Annotated in this window: 17 protein-coding genes; 7 read left to right on the top strand and 10 right to left on the bottom strand. The window is 60.0% G+C overall.

All coding sequences use genetic code 11. The features are described 5' to 3' along the window. Nucleotides 1-37: 37 nt before the first annotated feature. From lpxK to HU750_RS11425, 4 genes are all read right to left on the bottom strand, one after another. Nucleotides 38-1,048: a tetraacyldisaccharide 4'-kinase gene (gene lpxK / locus HU750_RS11440; protein WP_186679593.1), complete on the bottom strand. Its 1,011-nt coding sequence runs from the start codon at nt 1,046-1,048 to the stop codon at nt 38-40. Further along, complete coding sequence (gene pocB, locus HU750_RS11435; RefSeq protein ID WP_186679592.1) at nt 1,048-1,482, bottom strand: flagellar polar localization protein PocB; 435 nt, start codon at nt 1,480-1,482, stop codon at nt 1,048-1,050. Before pocB ends, lpxK begins: the two co-directional genes overlap by 1 nt. Further along, nucleotides 1,479-2,114 carry a flagellar polar localization protein PocA gene (gene pocA, locus HU750_RS11430; RefSeq protein WP_003247132.1) on the bottom strand — a complete coding sequence of 212 codons (636 nt, stop codon included), beginning with the start codon at nt 2,112-2,114 and terminating at the stop codon, nt 1,479-1,481. Before pocA ends, pocB begins: the two co-directional genes overlap by 4 nt. A 173-nt stretch (nt 2,115-2,287) precedes the next feature. Continuing rightward, complete coding sequence (locus HU750_RS11425) at nt 2,288-4,504, bottom strand: DNA internalization-related competence protein ComEC/Rec2 (RefSeq protein WP_186679591.1); 2,217 nt, start codon at nt 4,502-4,504, stop codon at nt 2,288-2,290. A 141-nt stretch (nt 4,505-4,645) separates the two neighbouring features. On the opposite strand from HU750_RS11425, the gene HU750_RS11420 reads away from it, so the two are divergent. After that, the gene (locus HU750_RS11420; protein WP_157767026.1) at nt 4,646-5,272 is read left to right on the top strand and encodes a DUF2062 domain-containing protein; all 627 of its coding nucleotides are present in this window, start codon (nt 4,646-4,648) and stop codon (nt 5,270-5,272) included. Here the strand turns inward: HU750_RS11420 and HU750_RS11415 are convergent. The 3 genes from HU750_RS11415 to HU750_RS11405 all read right to left on the bottom strand — a co-directional run bounded on the left by HU750_RS11415 (nt 5,156) and on the right by HU750_RS11405 (nt 7,621). Continuing rightward, entirely contained in the window at nt 5,156-5,935 is a 780-nt protein-coding gene (locus tag HU750_RS11415; protein ID WP_016500910.1) for an ABC transporter permease, read from the bottom strand. The two genes, HU750_RS11420 and HU750_RS11415, sit on opposite strands and share 117 nt — an antisense overlap. Further along, complete coding sequence (locus HU750_RS11410; protein WP_186679589.1) at nt 5,932-6,864, bottom strand: ABC transporter ATP-binding protein; 933 nt, start codon at nt 6,862-6,864, stop codon at nt 5,932-5,934. The genes HU750_RS11415 and HU750_RS11410 overlap by 4 nt, the downstream gene beginning before the upstream one ends. Nucleotides 6,865-6,997: 133 nt before the next feature. After that, nucleotides 6,998-7,621 carry a glutathione S-transferase gene (locus HU750_RS11405; protein WP_186679588.1) on the bottom strand — a complete coding sequence of 208 codons (624 nt, stop codon included), beginning with the start codon at nt 7,619-7,621 and terminating at the stop codon, nt 6,998-7,000. Between the two features lie 283 nt (nt 7,622-7,904). Between HU750_RS11405 and HU750_RS11400 the strand changes: the two genes are divergently transcribed. From HU750_RS11400 to HU750_RS11375, 6 genes are all read left to right on the top strand, one after another. Continuing rightward, the gene (locus tag HU750_RS11400; RefSeq protein ID WP_186679587.1) at nt 7,905-10,352 is read left to right on the top strand and encodes an acyl-CoA dehydrogenase; all 2,448 of its coding nucleotides are present in this window, start codon (nt 7,905-7,907) and stop codon (nt 10,350-10,352) included. Nucleotides 10,353-10,420: 68 nt separating this feature from the next. Then, nucleotides 10,421-10,831, top strand: coding sequence for a PA2817 family protein (locus HU750_RS11395; RefSeq protein ID WP_186679585.1), 411 nt, complete (start codon nt 10,421-10,423; stop codon nt 10,829-10,831). A gap of 214 nt (nt 10,832-11,045) precedes the next feature. Next, entirely contained in the window at nt 11,046-11,591 is a 546-nt protein-coding gene (locus HU750_RS11390; protein WP_186679583.1) for a fimbrial protein, read from the top strand. Between the two features lie 56 nt (nt 11,592-11,647). Further along, nucleotides 11,648-12,427 carry a fimbrial biogenesis chaperone gene (locus tag HU750_RS11385; RefSeq protein WP_186679581.1) on the top strand — a complete coding sequence of 260 codons (780 nt, stop codon included), beginning with the start codon at nt 11,648-11,650 and terminating at the stop codon, nt 12,425-12,427. A 35-nt stretch (nt 12,428-12,462) separates the two neighbouring features. Further along, nucleotides 12,463-14,976, top strand: a complete 2,514-nt coding sequence (locus HU750_RS11380) for a fimbria/pilus outer membrane usher protein (RefSeq protein WP_186679578.1) — start codon at nt 12,463-12,465, stop codon at nt 14,974-14,976. After that, complete coding sequence (locus tag HU750_RS11375; RefSeq protein ID WP_186679576.1) at nt 14,973-16,046, top strand: fimbrial protein; 1,074 nt, start codon at nt 14,973-14,975, stop codon at nt 16,044-16,046. The genes HU750_RS11380 and HU750_RS11375 overlap by 4 nt, the downstream gene beginning before the upstream one ends. A 73-nt stretch (nt 16,047-16,119) precedes the next feature. Here HU750_RS11375 and HU750_RS11370 read toward each other — a convergent pair whose 3' ends face one another. From HU750_RS11370 to HU750_RS11360, 3 genes are read right to left on the bottom strand one after another with little or no spacing between them, the layout of a single operon-like run. Beyond that, on the bottom strand, nt 16,120-20,037 hold the full coding sequence (locus HU750_RS11370; protein WP_186679574.1) for an RHS repeat domain-containing protein: 3,918 nt from the start codon (nt 20,035-20,037) through the stop codon (nt 16,120-16,122). 42 nt (nt 20,038-20,079) lie between these two features. Next, complete coding sequence (locus HU750_RS11365; RefSeq protein ID WP_186679572.1) at nt 20,080-20,553, bottom strand: hypothetical protein; 474 nt, start codon at nt 20,551-20,553, stop codon at nt 20,080-20,082. Nucleotide 20,554: 1 nt separating this feature from the next. Beyond that, nucleotides 20,555-23,596, bottom strand: coding sequence for a hypothetical protein (locus tag HU750_RS11360; protein ID WP_186679570.1), 3,042 nt, complete (start codon nt 23,594-23,596; stop codon nt 20,555-20,557). Between the last annotated feature and the right edge of the window lie 48 nt (nt 23,597-23,644).

The following is a 23,644-nucleotide window of genomic DNA, read 5'->3' as shown; positions in this document are numbered from 1 at the left end:
TTCCTTGAGGCCAGGTGGCCGGAAATTGAAAAGGGGCTCAGGGCGTTGGGTGCCCAGGCAGCAGGCGCTGCAACTGGCTGTCGAACCAGGCGCTGAAGGCAGGCGACGGCTGCGCCTCGACGGCCAGGTACCACCAGTCGTCAGCGGCGAAGGCACGGCATTTGACCGCATCTTTCTCGGTCATCACCAACGGCAACGGCGGCGTGAACGACAGGCGCTCGGCGCTGAACTGCGCGTGGTCGGCGAACGGGTGCGGCACCGGCTGCCAGTTTAGCCCTTGCAGGGTATTGAAGAAACGTTGCGGGTTACCGATGCCCGCCACCGCATGCAGGCGCTGGCCAGGCGGGAACAGATCGAGGCCACGTCGCTCACCGCTGCGCACGTTGACCAGTGCCGAGGGCTGCAAGCTGAAGGCAAAGCCCGCGGGTGAGTCGGCGCTGGCACCGTTGAACAGCACCGCGTCGGCTTCTTGCAGGCGCTCGGCCGGCTCGCGCAGCGGCCCCGCGGGCAGGCAGCGGCCATTGCCCAGGCCACGGGCGGCGTCGATCAGCACCAGCTCCAAGTCTCGCGCCAGGCGGTAGTGCTGCATGCCGTCATCGCACAAAACCAGGTCAAGCGGCTCACTGGCCAGCAGCGCCTGCACCGCACGCGAGCGGTCGGGGTCGATCATCAGCGGTACGCCCGTGCGCTGGACGATCAACAGCGGCTCGTCACCAGCCTGGTCGGCAGCCTGGTCGGCCTCAACGCGCCAAGGCAGGTGGGCTGGCTTGGCGCCATAACCGCGGCTGACCACACCGACCTTGAGCCCCTGCCGGCGGCAATGCTCGATCAGCCAGAGGATCATCGGCGTCTTGCCAGTGCCACCCACGGTAATGTTGCCCACCACGATCACCGGCACCGGCGCGCGGTAGCTGGCGCTTTCGCCGCTGAGAAACCGCGCACGCTTGCGCGTCACCACGCGTCGGTACAGGGCTTCAAGCGGGCGCAGCAGCGCCAGGGCCGGGTGCCCGGCGTACCAGGCGGCGAGCAAACGGTCGGCAAAGGCCATCAAGGCGTCCCCTGGGCTGCCTCGACGGTGGTCATGCGCAACTGGCTGAAACCGAGCTTGCCGGCCGCATCCATCGCGGTCACCACGGCCTGGTGCGGTGTCTTGCCGTCGGCGCTGATCGCCAGCGGTAACGTGTGATCACCGCCCGACTCACGCTCGATGGCCTCGCTCAAGGTGGCCAGGTCGCTTTTGGGCAGCAGGTTGTTGTTGACCGAATACACGCCCTCGGCGCTGATGGTGACTTCCACCAGTTTGCGCTCATCGGCAGGCGGCTTCTCGGCGCTGGCGGCCTCGGGCAGTTCGACGCGCAGTTGCGTCTCGCGGGTGAAGGTGGTGGTGACCACGAAGAACAGCAACAGGACGAACACCACGTCGATCAGCGACGCCAGGTTGATGTCGACGTTTTCCCGCTGGCGGTTGCGCCGAAACTTCACGCCTTGCCTCCGGCCACTTCGACTTCACGGTCGCCCTGGATCACTTCCACCAGCTTGATCGCCTCTTGTTCCATGCCAACCACCAGCTCATCGATGCGACGCAGCAGGAAACGGTGGAAGAACACCGCCGGGATACCGACCATCAAGCCCGCTGCGGTGGTAACCAGGGCCTTGGAAATACCCCCGGCCAATACGGCAGCGTTGGCAGTCATCTGCGAGCCCATGAAGGCGCTGAAAATGTCGATCATGCCCAGCACGGTGCCCAGCAGGCCCAGCAACGGGGCCATCGCGGCAATGGTGCCAAGAGTGCTGATATAGCGCTCCAGCTCGTGGATGACGCGCGATGCGGCCTCCTCGATGCACTCTTTCATGATTTCGCGGCCATGGCGCGAGTTGGCAAGGCCTGCGGCAAGGATTTCGCCCAGCGGCGAATCGGCGCGCAGGGCCTTGAGCTTGTCACTGGTGAGTTGCTTGTCCTTGATCCACATCCAGACCTGGCCCAGCAGGTGTGGCGGGGTCACGCGACTGGCGCGCAGGGTCCACAGGCGCTCGACGACGATAGCCATGGCAACGATGGAACTCAGAATGATCGGCAGCATCATCCAACCACCGGACTTGACCAATTCCCACACAGTAAACGCCCCTTCGGAAAAAGGCCGCCACTCTACCATAGGACCGCCGGGGGCTCATCTGCCGAAGGTCAGGGAATTGGCCGGACCCAGTTGCCACCTTGGGGGCAGTCCAGATACAGCACCAAACCTGAAAGGAGTGCTGCACCTGTGGGATTGCCCGCGAAAAGGCCCGATCAGCCACTGCCCGCTTCACGCCAGAAGCGCCGCTGGGCCCGCACACCCTCAACGTCACCCTGCCCCCCCAGCACCAAGCGCAACGCGCCCTCCACCGCTGTGTCATGAATCGCCAGTCCATGCCGCCGATAGCGCTCGAGCACCTGGGCATGCGGATGCCCAAAACCATTGTTGCGCCCCCGCGAAATCAGCACCCCACGTGGCGCCGTGGCGCGGATGAATGCCTCGGTGGACGAACTGCGGCTGCCATGGTGCGGGGACTGCAGCCAATCGATACGGGGTGTTTCAGTGGATGCCAGCCAGGCCCGTTCGGCAGCGGCTTCCAAATCGCCTGCCAACAGCAAGCGCTCCCCTTGCGCCTCGACCAGCAGCACGCATGAGCGGTCGTTGCTGCTCTGCCCTTCAGCCCAATGCCACAGGGAAAAACGCACGCCATCCCACTCCCATTGCTCACCCGTGACACACGGCTGCAGCCCAAGGCCCTCCAGCCCCTCGCCACCGAGCACCCGCGTGACCGGGATGCCCTGCGCAATGGCCAGCGCGCCCCCGGCATGGTCGGCATGGGCGTGGCTGATCAGCATCGCATCCAAGTGGCTTACGCCCAGCTTGCGCAGGGTCGGCAGCACCACCCGCTCCCCCGCGTCGTACTCCCCTTTTGCTGGCCCCGCATCGTAGAGCAGGCTGTGATGGCGGGTACGCAGCAGCACCGCGAGCCCCTGGCCGACGTCCAACTGCCAGACTTCTACCTGCCCCAAGGGCACCGACTCGCGGGGCACCCATAACGCCAGCAGCATGAGCCCGCCCAACCCCCGCAAGGGCACGCCACGGGGTAGCAGCACCAGCAACGCCCCCAGGCACACCACCAACCAAGCCCACAGCGGCAAGGCCGGCGGCACCCACGCCGGGTGCCAGCTCGCGGCCAGGGCCAAGACGCTGAACAGCACCTCCAGCAAGCCCCCGGCGAGCCACAGCAACGCTTCGCCGACACCCACCACGGGCAACAGCAGCGTGCCCAGCAAAGCCAACGGCAACACAGCAAGGCTGACCCACGGCACCGCCAGCAAGTTGGCCAGGGGCGCACTCAGGCTCACTGGCAAGCCAGTGGCCAGCAGCACCGGCAGCAAGCCGATGGCGATCACCCACTGCGCACGCGTCCAGGCCTGCCAGGGCCGCCAGCCGCCCAAGCGGGCACTGAAGCAGTAGATCAAGGTCGCCACGGCGGCAAACGACAGCCAGAACCCCGGTAACAGCGCCGCCAAGGGTTCGAACAACAGCACCGCGACCAGCGCCAGCAACAATGGCAGCGTCGCGCCAAGGTGACGAAAGCGCAGACGCCAAAGCAACACTACCGCCAGCATCAGGCAGGCCCGCTGCACCGGCACACCGCCACCGGCAAGCCAGCCGTAGGCCAGCGCTGCGGTCATCGCCAGGCCGCAGGCCGAAGGCAGCCAGGGCAGCCGTGCGGGCCATAGGCCCCAGCGTGCCAGCCCGGCGACCAGGCCATAGAGCAAACCTGCCACCAGGCCGATGTGCTGCCCGGAAATCACCAGCAGGTGCACCGTGCCTGTGGCCTGCAGCGTCTGCCAGTCCTCGCGGGCCAGGCCCGCACCGTCGCCCAGCACCAAGGCCACCAACGCCGCTTGCCGGCCATTGGCCTCGACCGCCAACAACCGTTGCCGCAGTTCGTCTCGCCAGCTGCCCGCGACAGCGCTCAATACCTGCCCGGCCTTGACCGTGCCGGTAGCCCCCACCCGCCGAGCCAGCAATTGTGCCTCTCGATCAGGCCCATGGGGGTTGAGCAGCCCGGCAGGCCGCTGCAGGGTCACAGCCAACCGCCACTGTTCGCCCGCACGCACAGCCGGCCCGTTGAACCAGCTCAGCTGCAAGCGCCGCGGCAGTTCGCCACGCCTTGAGTGGGGCTGCTCCAGTTCGAAGCGCACGCCATGCGGGGTACTGCTCGGCAGCCCGACAACCTTGCCCTCCAGCCACAACGTGCGGCCATCCAGTTCAGGCGCGAGTCGATCATCCAGCGCTCGCTGGGCCGACCCGCACGCCCAGCACAGGCCCAACAGAAAACAGCCCACGGGCCAACACCGCGTGAACAGGCTGGCGACACCGCCGACAAACAGTAGGAGTAGCCATCCGACCGATGGCAATACGGAGAGAAAGCCCAGGCAGAGCAGCCCGAGCGCGAGCGCAAACATCCCTGTGCGCATGAGGTAGAGCTCCGCTGCGAAATGACCTTCTCAGGCATAGCGCAAATGCCGGCAAAGCTTGCTCAACAATTGTCACAAACTCTAAACGAGGCCGTTAAGGAATCAAGGCATACTGCCCCGATCAACGCCCCGGGAGCCTACATGCCGCGCCGACTTTTCAAACGCTACATGCCGGATCCGACCAGCATTCGGGAACACAAGTCCTTACGCTTTTTCGGCACGTTGCTGCACGACCCGAACCTCTGGCACCTGAACCGGCACTCGGTGGCCCGGGCCATGGGCGTGGGCCTATTCGCGGCGCTTATCCCCATCCCCATGCAGATGCTGCTGGCCGCTGCGCTGGCGATCCCAGTGCGCGGCAACCTGCCGATCGCGGTCAGCCTGGTGTGGCTGACCAACCCGTTGACCATGCCTCCGGTGTTCTTCGTTACCTACATGACCGGCGCCTGGCTGCTGCAGATCCCACCCCGCACCCTGCCCGACGACCTGACCTTCGAATGGATCACCGACCAGCTGTCGACCCTGTGGCAACCCTTCCTGCTCGGCTCGGTGGTGTGTGGGGTGGTGCTGGGCATCCTCGCCTACTTCACCACCTTGCTGTACTGGCGTTGGTGGGTGGGCCGGCAGTGGCGCCGGCGCAAACTCAAAGGCTCAGGCGCGCATGCCGCGGCCGCTGACCAGCAGGCGGATGCACAGGGTGTACAGCACTGCGGTAGCCACCAACATAAAGGTGATCGCCGTCCCGATACTGATATCCGACACCCCTAGGATGCCGTAGCGGAACGAGTTGACCATGTGCAGCACCGGGTTGGCCAGTGACACGGTCTGCCAGAACGGCGGCAGCAGGTTGATCGAGTAGAACACCCCGCCCAGGTAGGTCAGCGGCGTCAGCACGAAGGTAGGGATGATCGAGATATCGTCGAAGTTGCGCGCGAACACCGCGTTGACGAAGCCCAGTAACGAGAAGATGGTTGCCGTCAGCAGCACCACGACCACAGTCACACCCAGGTGATGCACCTGCAGGTCGGTGAAGAACATCGACAGGATGGTGACGATCACCCCGACCGCCAAACCCCGCAGCACGCCACCCAACACATACCCCACGAGAATGGTATGTGGCGACACCGGGGACACCATCAGCTCCTCGATGGAGCGCTGGAACTTGCTACCGAAGAAGCTCGACACCACGTTACCGTAGGAGTTGGTGATCACCGACATCATGATCAGCCCCGGCACGATGTACTGCATGTAGGTGAAGCCGCCCATGTCGCCGATCTGCCGGCCGATCAGGTTACCGAAGATGACAAAGTACAAAACCATGGTGATCGCTGGCGGCAGCAGGGTCTGCGGCCAGATACGCAGGAAGCGCCGCACTTCGCGGTAGACGATGGTGTTCAGGGCGACCCAGTTGGTGCGCAGTTCCACACTCATACGGCCACCTTCGACAGGTTTTTTTCCACCAGGGACACGAACAGCTCCTCAAGTCGATTGGTCTTGTTGCGCAGGCTTTGCACCTCGATGTTCTGCAGCGCCAGCTGGCCGAACAGCGCGGTGATGCCGATGTCTTTGTCCACCTGCACTTCCAGGGTATGCGGGGTGATCAGGCGGCACGGGTAACCTTGCAACGCAGGGGCTGACGGCAGGTCCTGCTTGAGGTCGAGGACAAAAGTCTCGACATGCAGCTTGCCCAGCAGCTGGCGCATGCTGGTGTTCTCGACGATGGTGCCGTGGTCGATGATGCCGATGTTACGGCACAGCTGCTCGGCCTCTTCCAGGTAGTGGGTGGTGAGGATGATGGTGATGCCCTTCTGGTTGAGCTCGGTGAGGAAGCTCCACATCGAGCGACGCAGCTCGATGTCCACGCCGGCAGTCGGCTCGTCGAGGATCAACAGGCGCGGCTCGTGGATCAGTGCCCGGGCGATCATCAGGCGGCGCTTCATGCCGCCGGACAGCGAGCGCGACTGCACATCACGCTTGTCCCACAGGCCCAGCTGGGTCAGGTACTGCTCGGCGCGCTCCTTGGCGAGCTTTGGCGGGATGCCGTAGTAGCCTGCCTGGGTGACGACGATGTCGAAGACCTTCTCGAACTGGTTGAAGTTGAACTCTTGCGGCACCACGCCCAGGCAGCGCTTGAGCGCCGAAGGCTCGCGGTCCAGGTCGTGGCCGAATACGTTCACCGTGCCGCTGGTCTTGTTGACCAGGGTCGAAAGAATACCGATGGTGGTGGATTTGCCGGCGCCGTTGGGGCCGAGCAAGGCGAAGAAGTCGCCTTCGGCAACGTCCAGGTCGATGCCCTTGAGGGCCTGGAAGCCATTACCGTAGGTCTTGGTCAGCTGTCGAATGGACAGGGCGGAACTCATAGCGGGCCATTTACCGAGAAAAAAGGTTCTGGACACGCCAGGCAAAGTCACTGGCGCAGTGAGTGCGGCCATGGTGCAAGGCCCGGCCACACAAGTACAGTCACATGTATTGATAATGACTATCGAAGCAGGTTCAGGTCAGCGCGGTCATCACCGCCGCCTGGTAGGCCGGGCGCTGCTTCAGGCGCGCGTACCAGGCCTCCAGGTGATACATGGCCGGGCGTTCGATGGGCATTTCGAACCAGGCGTAGATGAAGCTACCCAGTGGGATGTCGCCCATGCCGATCTGGTCACCGGACAGGTAAGGCTGCTGGGCCAGGGTTTCGTCGGCGATGGCCAGCAATTGCGCGCACTGTTTGTGCGCGGCGTTGATCGCGACCCAGTCGCGTTGGTCTTCCGGCGTGCGCAGCAGGCCCCAGAACAGCGGGCGGAAGGGGGTGGCGAAGGACGAGGTGGTCCAGTCCATCCACTTGTCGGCCAAGGCGCGCTGGCGCGGGTCTTCCAGGTACCAGCCCTGCTCGGCGCCGTACTCGGCGCACAGGTAGCGGACAATGGTGTTGGACTCCCACAGCGTCAGGTCGCCGTCTTCGAGCATCGGCACCAGGCCGTTGGGGTTGCGGGCGCGGTAATGCGGCTCGTTGACCACGCCGAAGGCGCCGCCGGCGTCGATAGATTCGAAATCAAGGCCCAGCTCGTGGGCGACCCACAGCGCCTTGCGCACATTGCTCGAATTCTTGCGGCCCCAGATCTTCAGCATGGCAACGTCCTTATGAATGCGGAGGTGGTCCAGTCTACTCCAGAGTCTTATTGCCTGTACTGGCCTCTTCGCGGGCACGCCCGCTTTCACAGGAAGCACCCCAACCTTCAAGCCACGGGTAACCCTGTGGAAGCGGGCTTGCCCGCGAAAGGGCCGGCACAGGCGAACAATGATCTGAAACTCCCACCGCCACACCCTGTCACTGTTCTGAACAGGCCGTTCACAGCGTTGCGTCTAAGCTGTCTGGGACGGCTCAAGCCCTTGGTTCCAAGGAGGACCGATTATGTTGCTGTTGTGGTTGGTGGTACTGGTGATCGGCGCGGCATACCTCACGCACCGGCGCCTGGCGCCCTTGCAGATACTGGGCATCATGGCGGCCTACGTGCTGCTGATGGGTATTTTCAGCAGCGCACCCGGCTGGCTGCTGGCCCTGCTGTGGGTCGTGCTGGCCGTGAAAATCGCCTTTGTGGCCCTGCCGCAATGGCGGCGCAAGGTGTTCACCGGCCCGGTGTTCAAGTGGTTCCAGCGTACCCTGCCGCCCATGTCGCAGACCGAGCGCGAAGCCATCGACGCCGGCACCGTCTGGTGGGATGGCGAACTGTTCAGCGGCCGCCCCGACTGGCGCACCTTGCTGGCCTACCCGGCACCGAAACTGACTGAAGAAGAACAGGCCTTCATAGATGGCCCCACTGAAGAACTGTGCGCCATGGTCAGCGACTGGCAGATCGGCCAGGACATGGACCTACCCCCTGAGGCCTGGGCGCACATCAAAGCGCAGGGCTTCTTCGCCCTGATCATCCCCAAGGAATACGGCGGCAAGGGCTTCTCGGCCTACGCCCACTCGCAGGTTGCAATGAAGCTGGCCACCCGCAGCGGCGACCTGGCCTCGACGGTGATGGTGCCCAACTCGCTGGGCCCGGCCGAACTGCTGCTGCACTACGGCACCGATGAACAACGCAGCCACTACCTGCCGCGCCTGGCACGCGGCGACGAGATCCCCTGCTTCGCCCTGACCGGCCCACTGGCGGGCTCGGATGCCGGCGCCATGCCGGATACCGGCATTATCTGCAAAGGCCAATGGCAAGGCGAAGAAGTCATCGGGCTGCGCCTGAACTGGGAAAAACGCTACATCACCCTCGGCCCGGTCGCCACCCTGCTCGGCCTGGCGTTCAAGGCCTACGACCCGGAGCACTTGCTGGGCGACGATGAGGACTTGGGTATCAGCCTGGCGTTGATTCCCACCGACACCCCGGGCGTGGAGATCGGCAAGCGCCACCTGCCGCTCGGCGCCGCCTTCATGAACGGCCCCAACAGTGGCAAGGACGTGTTCGTCCCGCTGGACATGCTGATCGGCGGGCAGGCCATGCTCGGCAAGGGCTGGATGATGCTGATGAACTGCCTGTCGGTGGGCCGCTCCATCTCGCTGCCAGCAGTGGGCACCGGTGCCGCCAAGTACACCAGCCTGGTGACGGGCCAGTACGCCAATATCCGCGAGCAATTCAACGTACCGCTGGCAGCCTTCGAAGGCATCCAGGAGTCCTTGGCGCGCATTGGCGGCAATGCCTGGCTGATGGACAGCGCCCGATTGCTGACCGCCAAAGCGGTGGATCTGGGTGAAAAGCCTTCGGTGCTGTCGGCGATCCTCAAATATCACCTGACCGAGCGCGGCCGCGAATGCATCCAACACGCCATGGACGTGCACGGCGGCAAGGGCATCATCATGGGCCCGAACAACTACCTGGGGCGTAATTGGCAGGGTGCGCCGATCTTCATCACCGTCGAGGGGGCCAACATCCTCTCGCGCAACCTGATGATCTTTGGCCAGGGCGCGATCCGCTGCCACCCGTTCGTGCTCAAGGAAATGGCACTGGCCGCCCGCGAAGACCGTGAGCAGGCGCTGGTCGAGTTCGATGAGCTGCTAATGAAGCACATCATGTTCGCTGCCGGTAACGCAGCCAGTACCCTGGTCTACGGCCTCGGGCTGGGTCGCCTGGAACACGTGCCAGGGGATGCTTTGAGCCAGGGCTACTTCCGCGCCCTCAATCGCCAGGCGGCGGCGTTCGCAATGATGGCCGACCTGTCGATGCTGTTGCTGGGCGGGGCGCTCAAGCGCCGCGAACGCCTCAGTGCCCGCCTCGGTGATGTGTTGAGCTACCTGTACCTCGCCAGCGCCGCGCTCAAGCGTTATCACGATCAAGGCTCGCCCGAGCACCTGCAGCCCTTGTTGCGCTGGGCCATGGAAGAAAGCCTGGGCCAAGCGGAGCGCGCACTGGACCGCCTGCTCGACAACTTTCCCAACCGCTTCGTCGGCTGTGCGCTGCGCGTGCTGGTGTTCCCCTTCGGCCGTCGTCATACCGGCCCCAGTGATGAACTGGACGCCGAAGTGGCGGAACTGATTGGCCGGCGCAGGGGTGACCCGGCACTGGAAGAACTGCTGGCCGGCTGCTACCGCCCACAGGCAGAAGACGACCCGGTCGCAGCGCTGCAGCGGGCCTGCGACCTGCTCGACGATACAGCGCCGCTAAGCAAGGCACTGCACCAGGCCATCAAGGAAGGGAAAGTCCGGCCGAGCCCCGGCCAGTCGGGCCTCGACGCCGCCGTCGAGGCAGGCGTGCTGCAACCCGGCGAAGGCCAACGCCTGCACGAAGCCGAACAGGCGCGGCGCAAGGTGATCGACGTCGACGCCTTCGACAAAGTGCAGCTACTCGTCGAACCCGGCAAGGTACGCTGACCCTTCGCGAGCACTTGGGGGCGGCGTATACTCCGCCCCCCGTTTCAGCCATACCGAGGACCCATTCCATGGCCAACCCCAACCTGGAATACCACCTGCAACTGCTCCAGCACCTGCGCACCATTCTGGCGGCGCTGGGCGAGGCAGAGCAGGTGCCGGAAGAAAGCCACGCCCTGTTCCTCGAACGCTTCGACGAACTGCTGACGCTGTTGCCGCAGGATCCACTGGAGAGCCAGTACCTGGGCCAAGACCTGATCTGCCAGGTGATCCAGCGCTATCCGCAGATCGCTCATCTGGTGCCACGTGATCTGCTGTGGTTCTTTGCCGGCGACTGCCTGCACTTCATGCCGGACGAAGAACTGGACCTTTACCAGCAACTGGAAGAGCGTCGCCATGAGGCTGAATCCAGCGGCGAGCCCTTCGATTGGAACCTGGAAAAACAACTGCTGAGCCAAGCCGCACCCGGCAACAGGCACTGATACATCTCATGCGTCTTGGCCTCGCCAAGGCGCATCTACAATTTCACATGTGCAAGACATGTAACAAAGTGAAAAGTCGCTCAGCGATCTAACTTATTCCTACAGCTTGATAAAACTCATGGCATTTAGAATCAGCGCCGAGGCAAAGACTGGCCAATAAACCCGTCAACACCTTGCACTGAAAACTAACTAAGCACCTCAATCAGGTTATGTCATGAAAAAGTCGTTAGCTACGCTATCGCTAGGCCTGCTTGCCGGCCTGGCAGGCAATTCCGCATTTGCTACCAGCGGATCGGTACTCTTCGAAGGCACTATCACGCCGGAAACTTGCCCCATCGAAATCGTCAATCCCGGTAACGGCAGTGTGAATGACCGTGTTGCCATGGGCGATATTCCCGTGGGTCGATTCACTGCCGCCAATATTGAAGTCCGTGGAGCATCTTTTGACATCCGCGTGCCGGACAAAGGTGCCTGCAGCATCACCGAAGACAACGCCTACGTCCAGTTCGACGGTGCTGCCGACACCAGCGGCAACTACTTCAGGGTCGACCCCGTTGCCGGCGCGGCAACCAACGTCTCTATCGTCATCAAAGACATCTCCAACACATCGATCGCGCCCGGTGGCACCTCGGTTAATTACCCCCTCAACGCTACAGGGCCGACCGACCTTCGCTTCGATGCCTACTACCGTTCTACGGCCACAGGCGTACAACCAGGGCTTGCATCGGCCAAGGTTCGTTACACCGTCGCTTATCGCTAAGCACATGCACTACCTCTGTGCCTACTGGCACTAGCCAAACCATCCGGGCGTAGTTGATGCGCCTGGATGCAGCGAGTTATCCGATGATAAAACAGTTCATACTCACGATACCCGTCCGTGTCGTCGCTTGCGCCTGCCTGACCCTGGCGACGCTCACGCTGTCGATGGCCAGCCATGCCGCCTTGACATTGAACAATACACGCATCGTATTCGACAGCGATAAACGCAATACATCCGTTGTTGTCAGAAACCCATCCAACAGCAGTTACGCCGTACAGACCTGGATCAACACGGAGACGGATGACACCACCACCACTGTTCCATTTGCGACCTCCCCGCCGCTGTTCAAGATCAACCCCAACAGCGAACAACTTCTGCAAATCAACGCGCTGCCCAATGCATTACCGCAAGATCGCGAGTCGCTATTTTTCTTTAACTTGCAGGAAATCCCACAAGCCAGCAAGGAGCCCGGCAATCAACTCAATATTGCCATGCGTACGCGCATCAAACTGTTCTATCGACCGCAACAACTTAAAGGCAAGCCAACCGAGCAACTCAAGTCTTTAACATTTTCCGTGAATGAAAGCCAGGGCGTTAAACAACTGCTGGTCAACAACCCGACCCCATTCCATATCACCTTCATTCGGCTGGAAGTCAGTACCAACGGCCACCTCCACAAAATCAGCAACCCGGAAATGCTCGCGCCACTGTCTCAGCAGGCCTACCCGCTGGCGGAGATGCACTTGAACGAAACATCCAGCGTTCTTTTCTCCGTGATCAACGATTTTGGCGGTTACACCCAACCGATGACTTTGCCGCTTCAATCGACTCGCTAGAGCCGCACCGCGTCACACCGCAAGGAGTCGCTTTCATGCCCCCCTTTTCCAAGCGCTGGTCGATCTGCGGCCGGCGTCACGTATTGCTGTACCTGACCGGTAGCCTCGCTGCACTGCACCACATCGCTATCGTGGAGGCGAACTCCAACCTTGGCTTCGAATCGGGCTTCCTCCGTGAATCCGATGGGGCGGGTGTGCACGCGCTCAGTTTTCTGGCAAGCGAACAAAGCCTCGCACCGGGGCGCTATCCGGTGACCGTTCTGGTCAACCTGCAACCGGCCGGCCGCCATGAACTCGATTTTCAGGCTGATGCCGACAACGCATTGCAACCTTGCCTGCCATCCACACGCCTCGGGGAGTGGGGGCTGCGCCTGGACGCCCTGGCCGCAGCAGGAGATGCCAAACAAGCCTGCCTGGACCTGGCGTCGGCAATCCCAGGTGCACGCGTCGACTTCGACAGTAGCCGCCTGCGTCTATCCATCTCCATACCGCAGATCGCCATGCGCCGTGATATCGCTGGTGGTGTCGATCCGTCGCGCTGGGACAGCGGCATCAATGCTGCTTTCCTCAATTACCAAGCGTCCACCCTGCAGGGACATAGCCGCTACAGGGGCCGCTATAGCAACGACGACCTGTACCTCAACGGTGGTATCAACCTCGGCGACTGGCGACTGCGCACCACCCAGTCGTGGCGCCAGGACAGCAATGGCACGCGCGAGTGGGCGCGCGCGCAAACCTATGCGCAGCGTGACCTGCCTGGCAACCGCGCCAACCTCACCCTGGGCGAGACCTTCACTGATAGCGACATCTTCAACGGCGTGCCGATCACGGGGGTTCGCGTGGCCTCGGACATGAGCATGTTGCCCGATGCCCTTCAAGGTTATGCACCGGTCATCCGGGGTGTCGCGCAGACTCGCGCGAAACTGGAAGTCTGGCAAAATGGCTACCCCATCTACGCGACCTATGTCAGCCCGGGGCCGTATGCCATCGAAGACTTGAGCGCCGTAGGCAACGGTGAGCTGGAAGTAGTGCTGACCGAAGCCGATGGCCAGGTGCGGCGGTTCATCCAGCCCTATTCCACCCTGACCAACCTGCTGCGCCAGGGAACGTGGCGTTACACCGCCACGGTTGGTCAATACAACCCGGCCAGCAGTGTGGATAAGCCATTAATCTGGCAGGCAACCTTCAGTCGAGGCATGGAGTGGGATCTGACGCTGTTTGGCGGCCTGATGGCCAGTCAATACTACCGTGCCACCAATTTGGGTGTCGGTAAGGACTTGGGCAGCCTGGGAGCCCTGTCGCTTGATGTCACTCAGGCCAGCAGCCAAATTGATGTTGCCGGTAGCACTGATGTCCAAGGCCATAGCTATGCCCTTAAGTACGGCAAGGCTTTCAATACGGGTACCAACCTGCGATTCGCGGGTTATCGCTATTCGACCGAGGGCTACCGGGACTTCAGCGAAGCTGTCCAGCAACGCAGCCACGCCGCAACGTTCATGGGCAGCCGCCGCAGCCGCGTGGAAGCTTCGGTGCATCAGCGCCTCGGTCAGCGCCATAGCTTGAGCCTAACCTTGTCGCAACAGGATTACTGGAGACTGGACAACACCCAGCGTCAGTATCAGCTTGGTTTCAATACCTACCATGCCGGTATCAGCTATAACCTGTTTGCCTCTCAGTCGCTGACTGACACGCGCGGCAGCGATCGTCAATTCGGCCTAAGCCTGTCAATGCCCTTGGACTTCGGTCGCTCGGCCAATGCCACGTTCGATGTACAAAAACAGGCGCACGGCTACAGTCAACGCGCCGCCTTGAGCGGCAGCGCCCGCGACGGCCAGCTGAGCTACAACACCAGCATCAGTCAAGATGAACGCCGTCAGCGAACCGCTGCACTGGCATTGGGCTACAGGACCGACTATGCAAGCTTCGGGACGGGGCTAAGCGACAGCACCGACTACCGCAGCCTATCGCTCAACGCCAGCGGCGCCTTGCTACTGCATGCCGACGGCTTGGAGTTCGGTACCTATCTGGGCGATACCGCAGGCCTGGTCGAGGTTCCCGGAATCGCCGACGTCGGCGTGCTGAACAGTGCAGGCGCACGAACCAATGAACGGGGATACGCGATCGTTTCGCACCTGCAACCGTACCGCAACAATACGCTGACACTGCAAACCGAGCGGCTGGGCCCTGATATTGAAATCGAGAACGGTAGCGCTCAGGTCGTCCCGCGACGCGGAGCCATTGTGAAGCACCACTTCAATGCCCGTCATGTTTCACGCTGGGTGCTTACCCTGCTGCACCAAAACGGCGCTCCCGTGCCATTCGGCAGTGTGGTCCTCGATGCCAATGCGGTACAGGTGGGCATGGTCGGGCAAGCAGGTTTGGCGCTGTTGAGCGCCGTCGATGGGGCGCAGACACTTACGCTCAGCTGGGGCAACCAAGACGACCAACGTTGCCAGGTAGACGTCGACCCACAATCAATGCAACGCACAGAGGGCTACTACCTGCAAACCCTGACGTGCAGCCAAGCTGGCATCAAGGAATCGTCATGATCACTCTCTCCCGCATCGCCCTGCCACTGGGATTGCTGCTTAGCCTCGTATCGGCCGTCGGCCACGCTCAGGATTCCTATTGTCGTTTCCAGGACGGAGGGGGCGGCCCTGTAACGTTCGAGCGAAACCTCAACACGGTATTCATGCCTCGCGACGCCGTTGTAGGCAATGCGTTTTTTGATGCCGGCCGTTCGAGCATCCCCAGCAACGAGAGGCGGACGTTGGAATGCTGGAATGGAGGTCAAGCGATCATGAGGTTCAGCTTGATCCCCACTCGCCCACCCTTGCCGCTCGCCGTTTACAGTGAACCTGGCCAGATTCTGCCTACCAACATCCCTGGCATCGGCGCCCGAATCCAACTGATTTCACACTTCAATAGCGAAGCAGGCGCCGACTTCCGCTCCGAGGACGGGCATAACTGGGTGCCATTCAACGCAGTGCGTGATACGCGACATCAGTTTTCGGCGTTTAACCTTATCAGCCTGATAAACCGGGTGATGCTGGTCAGGACCGGCCCAGTCGCCCCGGGTATTCATCAGATCGATGCAGAGATGTTTCGTGGCCATCTGGACTTCGACAATATCGGTGACGCTTTCAGGTACCGTCTGCGCGCCGAAGTCATTCAATCGCAGTGCAGCGTAGGTGCTGACGCCGTTACGCCCAATCCGGTACCGTTGGGTGAATTCAGCCGGTCGGACTTTACCCACGTCGGTTATACGACGCCGAAGGTTGACTTCCAGATCACCCTTTCCGCTTGCCAGACCGACCCTGACCAGAACGCCTTCGCAACACTGGAACTGGATGGCAAGAATGGCTCGCTGCCGATCGGCCCCATCGCAAATGGTGTCTTCAGCCTCACCGCCGACTCAGATGCTGCAGGTGTCGGTATCCAGATATTCAAGCAAGATGGCCTGCCGATGCCTCTGCAGACCGAAGAGCAAATGGTGCCCTTGAGCACGGGCAACACCGTACTCAACCTCAGTGCCAGCTTTCACCAAACCGAGGACAGCCATGCCATACGGGCCGGGCTTGCCAAGGGCGCACTCAACTTCGTGGTGCGCTATCGCTAAAGGCAATCGAAAGACCGGCTGGCAGTGACGAACACCGCCAGCCGGCATGATTGCAACCCATTAATGCAATCGCTCAAAGCGGTGACGTACCGCTTAGAATGTTTTCTGCATCGTAATGATAGGAAGCGCCGACGCCAGGCTCATTGGCACTCCCCGCACGCGGTCGAACCTCCAACAAGCGGTTGAGCGCGTCGTAACGCAGCGTGCGCCCCACCTCATCAGTGGTCAAATTGCCGTTAAGGTCATACCTCAGAGCAATGTCTTTGTCGTAACTCGCGTGGGTGTTGGTAATTCTCAGCAACTGCGCAGGATCCTCCCTCTTTGCGGGGTCGCCAAAGTAATACCGTGCCCGGTTTGAACCGACAACGAACGTGCTGAGCACCAGCGTGATGTTATCGATATCACTGAACGTAAACACCTGCGCCTTGATCTTGTTGCCATACGGGTCCTGAGGCCAATAATGGTCGTCTGGATTTTCCGGTGAGCTGTTATCGGCCGCCGTACAGCTGTATCTGACCAGGCGGCCTCGCGTATCGTAGACATACCCTTCCTGGCGCAACAGTACGCCTGCAGTCACGTCTTCCAGGTGCCGCTCAACGATACCGTCGAACGCATCGTACCATTGGGTCAATCGCTGCACGTTGCCATCGCCAAAGTTGAAAGTACGCGTGACCTCCCTGTCGAAGGCGTCGTACTCCAGGCTCGTCGTCAATTGATTGCCGGTAAGGATATCTGTTGTGGTGAACGTCTGCGTGCGCCCAAACTCGTCATACGTGAAATCAGCCTGAAGCAATAACGGGCCAACAACACTTGCGCGGCGGTGTTTCGTCGGTAAAGCCCCCTGCAAACGAGTCTGTTGGAGCCGCCCGGCTTCGTCGTAGTCGTACTGCTGGGTTTGTCCGAGCACATCGGTATAGCTGAGCATCCTGCTGCGGTAGCTGTAATCATAACGCATCGTGTACTTGTCCCCCTCCACGACACGCACTTCGGACTTGACTTCGCCGTGGGTGAAATACTCACGGGTGACCGATTGATCCGGCACATCGCACTTTAACAGGCGCGCGTTCTGGCGATCGTACTCATAGTTCGCTGCAATACCGCCCAGCACCCGCTTTGTAGGCTCTTCATTCAAAACCGGCGAGTACTCATACGTCACCTCCTCCCCACTGGGCATCGTCACCCAGCGCGGTTGAAGTTCGCCGTCCTTATACCTGAATGTCTGCTCGCGATAGCCTGTAGTCGCGCGGGTGCGTCGGCCCAAGCCATCGAACGCCTGCGTGCCCAGCAACACGGTGCCCACTTTGATACTGACGGGCAGGTCATCGCGACTGTGGCCTGCGTAGGTGCGGTAAACGATCGCCCCGCCCGGCAAGGTATGTTCAAGGATGCGATCGAACGCATCGTAGCCGTACTCATTGATGCGCGTAGCGTCACCCTCTCCATCACGCTCTTCGTGCAAGCGGCCGAGCCCGTCGTACCTCAGTACTTTGAGGCTTTCTCGGTGTTTGATCTGCTCGTCACCCTCACCTTCCACGGTGTACCGCTCAAGCCGTGTCGGTTCCTCGAACAGGTTGAGCCACGTCTCCGACACACCGCTGCTCCTACCATCGGTACCGACACGCCAGCGCTTGGTGATGGGCCCTCTGTGTTCGGTTGTCCCCAGTGGATCAGTCACTGCAAAATTGGCCACACCGTCTGGCCCAGTTTCACAGGACTGTTCGCCCCAGTCGTCGTACTCGAACGTGCTGGTGAGTTCGAGCAGCGCGTCGCCCAGCCAATCGATCTCAGTCTGCGTCTGCAGTTGTCCGAGCCCATTGTAGCGCGCACGGTAGATAGACCGTGGCGCACCCGCAAAGACCCGGCTGTCATCGTCGTTACGCGCTTCGTAGACGACCTGGTTCAATCCATTCACGACTGAACGGGTCTTGACGCCCTTGACGTCGAACATCGACTGCTCAGCCCTGTCGTTTGCATGGGCACACAGGTGGTACTCATATTTGCGACTCGCCTCGTACTGTGTACCCGGGCCAACCGTCTCGAACGTGACACGTCGCAGTGCGTCGTACGTGTAAGCAATCTCCACATCGCTGTCATCGCGATTGAGCACTGGTTCGCCGTGGATGATCGAGTGTTGCAAGGTAATGATCTTCACCGCACCATCGTAGCCTGTGATGGTTTCCTCGGTTTGCACAACGGGCTCATCGGCATCGCGACCATCAACCAAGCTATAGGCATATGACTTAGTTGTGCTCAGCGCCCCATCCGCCCCTGGGTAACTGAGCACATTGCGTTGTATCCGACCGTGCAAGAACGCATCGTCCGGATCGTTGAAAATCGTGTAGCAGGTTTGCTCCAGCAATCGTTCATCCTGTTTGAGCGTTTCACTGTCGACTTGGTGCCTGCCGTAACCCCTCCACGCATTATCCGGGTCGTCCTCGTCGTATTCGCTATCGAACACTGCCGGTAAACGGATATAGGTGTAGTGCCGGGTCAAGGTCGGTGCTTTGCCAAATCCTGTGGGCGCGGGTGCAAGGGTGGCCTGCTTCAGGTGGCGTACAAAACCTTCCGGGTCAGGCGGGCATGCATTTTCTTCGCCCTCGACGGGGTACCAGACATAGGCTTCCTCGACCTCATTGACGCGCTTGCGCCAGATCAGATTGCCGTAGTTGTCATAGGTAGACGCTACCGATTGCGAGCGCGGCGGCCATGAGTTGTCTACCAGCCTCCAACGCTTTTGTTCCTCGGTGGCCAACTGAAAGTTGGCAGGTTGCTGCTCGAACGGTCTTTCTTCATTCACGGGGTACGTGTACAACGTGTCCTGCACCGCATTCCCCTGTCGGGTGCTTTCTAGTGTCAACAGGTGAAAGCGGTTGAAACGCCGCTCAGTGACTTTGACCGGTATATCGTCGACCCACTGTGTTTCCAGCATTCCGTAAACAAATCGCCCTTGGCGTTTATAAAGGTTATCGAGCCCGTCGTCTTCCCCCCACGGCGTCGCATCATCGCCCAGAAAGTTATTGCGCCCCCAGCCGTCTGGCTCGCTGTTGTCGTAGGCATAACGTACATCGATCAGGGCGTGTTCTATTTCCAGCTCTGGGTCCGCTTTACCTAAGGTTTTCGTATGGCGATTGACGCGTGGCAAGGCTGGCCGGCCACTGGCGCTCGGGAAGGGGTGTCCGCCATCGGTGTACTCAAGGTCCTCCCGCGCCCCCGTTGGCGTCCTGACCCAACTGACGGAGAGGTAGCTCAGGCTGGGATCATACTGATAACCAAGCTCCCAACATGCAGCGTTGGCGGTTGGCAAGATGATTTTCCCTACCCGATTGTCACTGCCCTCCAAGGTGAGGATAAATCGCGCAATGGAACCGACGCCCAGCGAGTGTTCACGGATTTCAACCCGCCCGCTGCTACGGTTGATTGTGAGCAATTCATACTCTGTCCCGTCATAGTCCACCTCGCTGACCGAAGCTAGCATCCTGTGGTCGCTATCAAAGGGGACATACTTGAGTTTCAGCTTATGGCCCAACGTCACCAGGCCAACCGGCAAGGCAACGCGGCCGCCCTGAAGTTCGAGAATTTCCTTGAGCCCCGAGCGATGCTCTACGCGAAAACGGGTGGTCGCCCCCAGCGCGGCATTGCCCTCTTTGTACACGTGGAAACTGGCGATTTTCTGCTGAGGTACCGTCAGGCGTTTGTCCTCGCGATTACTGTCCTCGAGCCGGTAGGACTCCCCCGAACTCAAGGCCAGCACCTGATTGTGTGGGGTATATTGCGTCAGCCCAAGGTTCCAGCCTCTGCCGAACCCAGAATCGGCAGTATTAAGCGGGTTAAACGTAAGCGCGACGTTGAAATCAGGCCCGTTCAGGGCATAAGACTTGAGACTCGGCAAGTCGATTGACAGGGTATACAGCCCGGTACGGGGGTCTACCCCGCCCCGGGTAAAACTCATGAAACTAAAGGCATTGGAATGGACGGACGTGACATTGCTCATGACGGCGAATCTCCAGAAACACCTGCGTGACAGAACGCGTATTCAGTATTCATATCCAAAGCAGGACAGCTTTCCATCGATTTTCCCTCTTACGACTTTCCGTTCGAGACGCAGGCCAGGCTTCACCTGGTCACCCACATCAGATTCATCAAGCTTCTCAATTTTCATCCATTCCGTGCCCAGCGGGTGCTTTGTGCCTTTCACGGTAAAGAAGAAGTTCCCGCCGCTTCCACAATCAGGATCGTCCGCTAGCCAAAGTAGTGCTGCAGAGGGGAAATTCTCCACCTTAAAGTAGTAGACTTGGTCGTTACCGCAGGCCATATCCTTAAGATGGATTTGTTTTTTGGTACTCCAACTAAACTCCTTGGTGCACGACTTACCCGGGTTTTGGTCTTTATCATTAGCAAACGAAATTTTCACGGTGTTACTTGACTGTGGCGTAGTCTCCGCATAGGCGCATCCGAACGCCAGAACAGTGACTGTACACAACGCGACACTCCATTTGAATGCGCTCATTTTAGCGATCTCCTTGATTCGAGAGAGTGACGCCCACAAACCGACTGTGTTTCAGATGATTACGATGTCCAACGATTGATTCTGGCAAGAATGAAATCTTTCGCTGATGTAGATTTCCGTTTCGGTCACGCAAGCGCACTGCCATTTCTCTGGAGAGCGTTGCGATGGCGTCGTTCTTTTTGGAATCGATCCAGCTCACGTCATCGCGACGATGGTTGGTAATGATCAAGGTCTCGACTTCAAACTCCTTGAAATCCACGGGAATTTCCAAATCGATCAAGGATGGGAGCTGCTTTTGCAATGCATCATCAAACCTTACATGCGTCGGCGGTTGAGTATCCTTATCCGTTTTCGCATAAAATATCCAACCTGTGAAACTGACCCCTTGTTCGCTGCGGTGGTTGTTCTCCCAGCTGAGCGTACTGACATTTAACTTTCCTTCCACATCAGGCGGCAAGGTTTCCAGCCCAGACGGGACAAACTCACAGGTCATAAACGCCGACAGCTTATATTTTAACTTCCAGTAATCCACCGTACGCGGGAACAGGTAGAAATCATCGTGCCCGGGAAGGTCAGGAAGTTCGTAATAGTTACCACCACCGTCTACGCGGTATCCTTTGAACGAGTAGAGATCGTCATCCGTAAAGTCAGGAAGCGGCTTCGCCGTCACCTCAATTTTTGAATTAGTATCGCTGGTGCTATTGGAGTAGAACCACTCATTACTGTCAGACTGCAACCCTGAATAAAACGTAGGAATCTCACCTGCCGTGCCCAGGGTATGCAAATAGAACGTCGAGGTTTGCTCCGTCGCAGACCTCGTCGTCGGCAGCGACGAAAGCAGATTGCCAGGGATGGCAGGGTCGAAGCGATTACGGAGCTTGCGCGTGGCCCAACGGAGCTTACCAGTCTCTATACCTTCAGCGTCTTCCAGATCAGGCAGTTCTTGACGGGCAGCGCCCTCAAAAATACGAATACTGTTGAGTTCTTTGATGCTCAAAGGGTAATGCTTGCCATCCACTTCTGCCGTATCAACCGTCACCTCGATCTGCAGTTGCTGGAACCCATTAGGGAAGAGCGCCCCTGTCGTGCCCAGGTTCGCACCGCCTTTGACCTTGATGTTGTGAACCCTTAACGATTTCCAAGTAGGTTCTTGCTGCATTTGAGATTGCTGCACCACGCTGTAATCAGTGGCATAAACCACACCGTCCTTCAACACTTCGCAGAGCACTACATTGTTTTGGGTTTGGGTGTTGTCCGAAGCCGTAAATTGCCCGCTTTGGTTGATCGCACCCTTCCCAGCCATAATTCGCCAACGCTTGGGCAGCGTCGACAACATGCCCGAGGTCTCTGCCAGCTTCACACTGGCCTGGGATTGCAACCGCGGCACGAAACGCGGCTCAAGCGCGAGCAGTTGTTGCGCATTGACCATGACCAGGGCAGCCGTGCCCTCTTCGCTGTCCTTTGCCTGGATCTGTTGAACCGCCAGCGGCCTCAAGGTGGTATCCGCAAAGGGCACAAATACCGCCGAGTGCCCGTCGGTGACACCCAGCTCCCCCTGCTCAGCGCCTAGCAATCTCCAATCAATGGTTCCTGACCCACCCGTTTCCCAGGCACTGAGGTGAATTTCTCGTTGATTCGGGGCGAAACTGACGACCCGTGGCATCAGCTGGAGCCGTTCATAAGCGACTTGCACACGTGCAGACGCGATATACGTCTCACCGCCTTGATCAAACTCTGCCGTGACCAGCACCGTGAGGTTTTCGTGGCCAATATGGTCCACATCAGGCGCGCTATAGAGGCCTTTGGCTGTGATTTCCCCTTGCGCGGCAGCCGTATGATTAGTCAAGCCGGTGATGCTCCAGCGGCTGGCTTGCTGCTCTCGACCTGAACCGTCATACAGTTTGAACTGCACGTGCTCACCGGCATGAATGACGCGGCCAGAGGGCTGCACAGTCATGGTAGTACGCAGTGGATTGATGTTGCCAAACACCGCGAGATCACACGGCGTAGCTCGCTCGCGCTCGATGAATTCGTGGGAGGCCGGGAAGAGTATGCTATTGAGCAATACCAAATCGATTTCACTGGCATGCCCCAGCAAGTGGTCGGAAATCACCAACGTGGCGGAGTAGTCACCATCGGGTAGCAAATACGGAAAGTGCTGGTCGGGTGATGCACCGTCCCGACCATCTGCGCGCACGCGAATGAACACCAGTACCGCACCATCACCATAATTCATTGCACTTCTGACCTTCGCACCCGGTGCAGCCTGAGTTCGCAAAATAAACCCGGTAGGGGTCAGCGGGCCATATCCGTCAAGGTCGATAATCCCCAGCTCGAAAAGGCTGCAACGTGCCGGCAACCCTTTGAACCACTTGGCAAGGCTGGCAGTGAGTTGGGCATTGAGAACGCGGTTATCGGCAAACAGGTTGCACCGAAACGAACTGCCCTTGGCAAGGTCAAGCGTCACCCTGCCCCGGCGGTCCACCGAGCCAGTTACCATGGCCAGGTCTACATCGATCTCCACCTTGAAGTCCATGGCTTCACTGAAGTTGAATACCGAGAACAGCTTACTGTCGTCCCTGTTGGTACTCGAACAGGTGCCGGCAATGATGCTCATCGTCAGGCGGGCCCTGGAATTCGTCACCGAAGCCGTGCTGAATGACAGCAGCGGCGTACCCAGCTCGATATTCGTCAGGCTGATTGCAGTGGAGGGCGCTGAGGCACGATCGTTCTCAACTGCAGCCCCCTCATCGATATCTAGCGAGAGGTGCACGCGCGAATCGCTGACACGCTTGGCGCTGACCGAAGTCAATGAGGGGGCGCTACTGACAAGCTCGGGCTGCCCCCCAGTTGCCTCCCGCGCGCCTGTGCTCAGTTCAAGTGTCAGCAGTGGCAAATCCCGAGGGCCACCCAAGCGGTCTAGATACTGCTGGTGCAGCAACCGGTTGAGTCGCTCACGGCTATACACCGCCACGGCTCCCCACCCAAGGGTGACAGACTTTCCCCACATACGCGCCAGCACTTCCAGCATGGAATTGGACATGGTTTAATCCTCTTGACGATGCATCCGGTTCGATGCGTTGAATGATCA

This window comes from Pseudomonas sp. SWRI50, from assembly GCF_014269095.1.
Lineage (GTDB): Bacteria > Pseudomonadota > Gammaproteobacteria > Pseudomonadales > Pseudomonadaceae > Aquipseudomonas > Aquipseudomonas kermanshahensis.
The sequence above is the reverse complement of the archived record's forward strand: the minus strand, read 5'-3'. Positions and strand labels throughout refer to the sequence as shown.

What these genes read in the sequence shown, in the direction of transcription:
- HU750_RS11420 (WP_157767026.1), top strand. Translation starts at nt 4,646, where the DNA reads ATGCCGCGCCGACTTTTCAAACGCTACATGCCGGATCCGACCAGCATT.
- HU750_RS11400 (WP_186679587.1), top strand. Translation starts at nt 7,905, where the DNA reads ATGTTGCTGTTGTGGTTGGTGGTACTGGTGATCGGCGCGGCATACCTC.
- HU750_RS11415 (WP_016500910.1), bottom strand. Translation starts at nt 5,935, where the DNA reads ATGAGTGTGGAACTGCGCACCAACTGGGTCGCCCTGAACACCATCGTC.
- HU750_RS11375 (WP_186679576.1), top strand. Translation starts at nt 14,973, where the DNA reads ATGATCACTCTCTCCCGCATCGCCCTGCCACTGGGATTGCTGCTTAGC.
- HU750_RS11365 (WP_186679572.1), bottom strand. Translation starts at nt 20,553, where the DNA reads ATGAGCGCATTCAAATGGAGTGTCGCGTTGTGTACAGTCACTGTTCTG.
- HU750_RS11360 (WP_186679570.1), bottom strand. Translation starts at nt 23,596, where the DNA reads ATGTCCAATTCCATGCTGGAAGTGCTGGCGCGTATGTGGGGAAAGTCT.
- HU750_RS11395 (WP_186679585.1), top strand. Translation starts at nt 10,421, where the DNA reads ATGGCCAACCCCAACCTGGAATACCACCTGCAACTGCTCCAGCACCTG.
- HU750_RS11405 (WP_186679588.1), bottom strand. Translation starts at nt 7,621, where the DNA reads ATGCTGAAGATCTGGGGCCGCAAGAATTCGAGCAATGTGCGCAAGGCG.
- HU750_RS11370 (WP_186679574.1), bottom strand. Translation starts at nt 20,037, where the DNA reads ATGAGCAATGTCACGTCCGTCCATTCCAATGCCTTTAGTTTCATGAGT.
- HU750_RS11385 (WP_186679581.1), top strand. Translation starts at nt 11,648, where the DNA reads ATGCGCCTGGATGCAGCGAGTTATCCGATGATAAAACAGTTCATACTC.
- HU750_RS11380 (WP_186679578.1), top strand. Translation starts at nt 12,463, where the DNA reads ATGCCCCCCTTTTCCAAGCGCTGGTCGATCTGCGGCCGGCGTCACGTA.
- HU750_RS11390 (WP_186679583.1), top strand. Translation starts at nt 11,046, where the DNA reads ATGAAAAAGTCGTTAGCTACGCTATCGCTAGGCCTGCTTGCCGGCCTG.
- lpxK (WP_186679593.1), bottom strand. Translation starts at nt 1,048, where the DNA reads ATGGCCTTTGCCGACCGTTTGCTCGCCGCCTGGTACGCCGGGCACCCG.
- HU750_RS11425 (WP_186679591.1), bottom strand. Translation starts at nt 4,504, where the DNA reads ATGCGCACAGGGATGTTTGCGCTCGCGCTCGGGCTGCTCTGCCTGGGC.
- HU750_RS11410 (WP_186679589.1), bottom strand. Translation starts at nt 6,864, where the DNA reads ATGAGTTCCGCCCTGTCCATTCGACAGCTGACCAAGACCTACGGTAAT.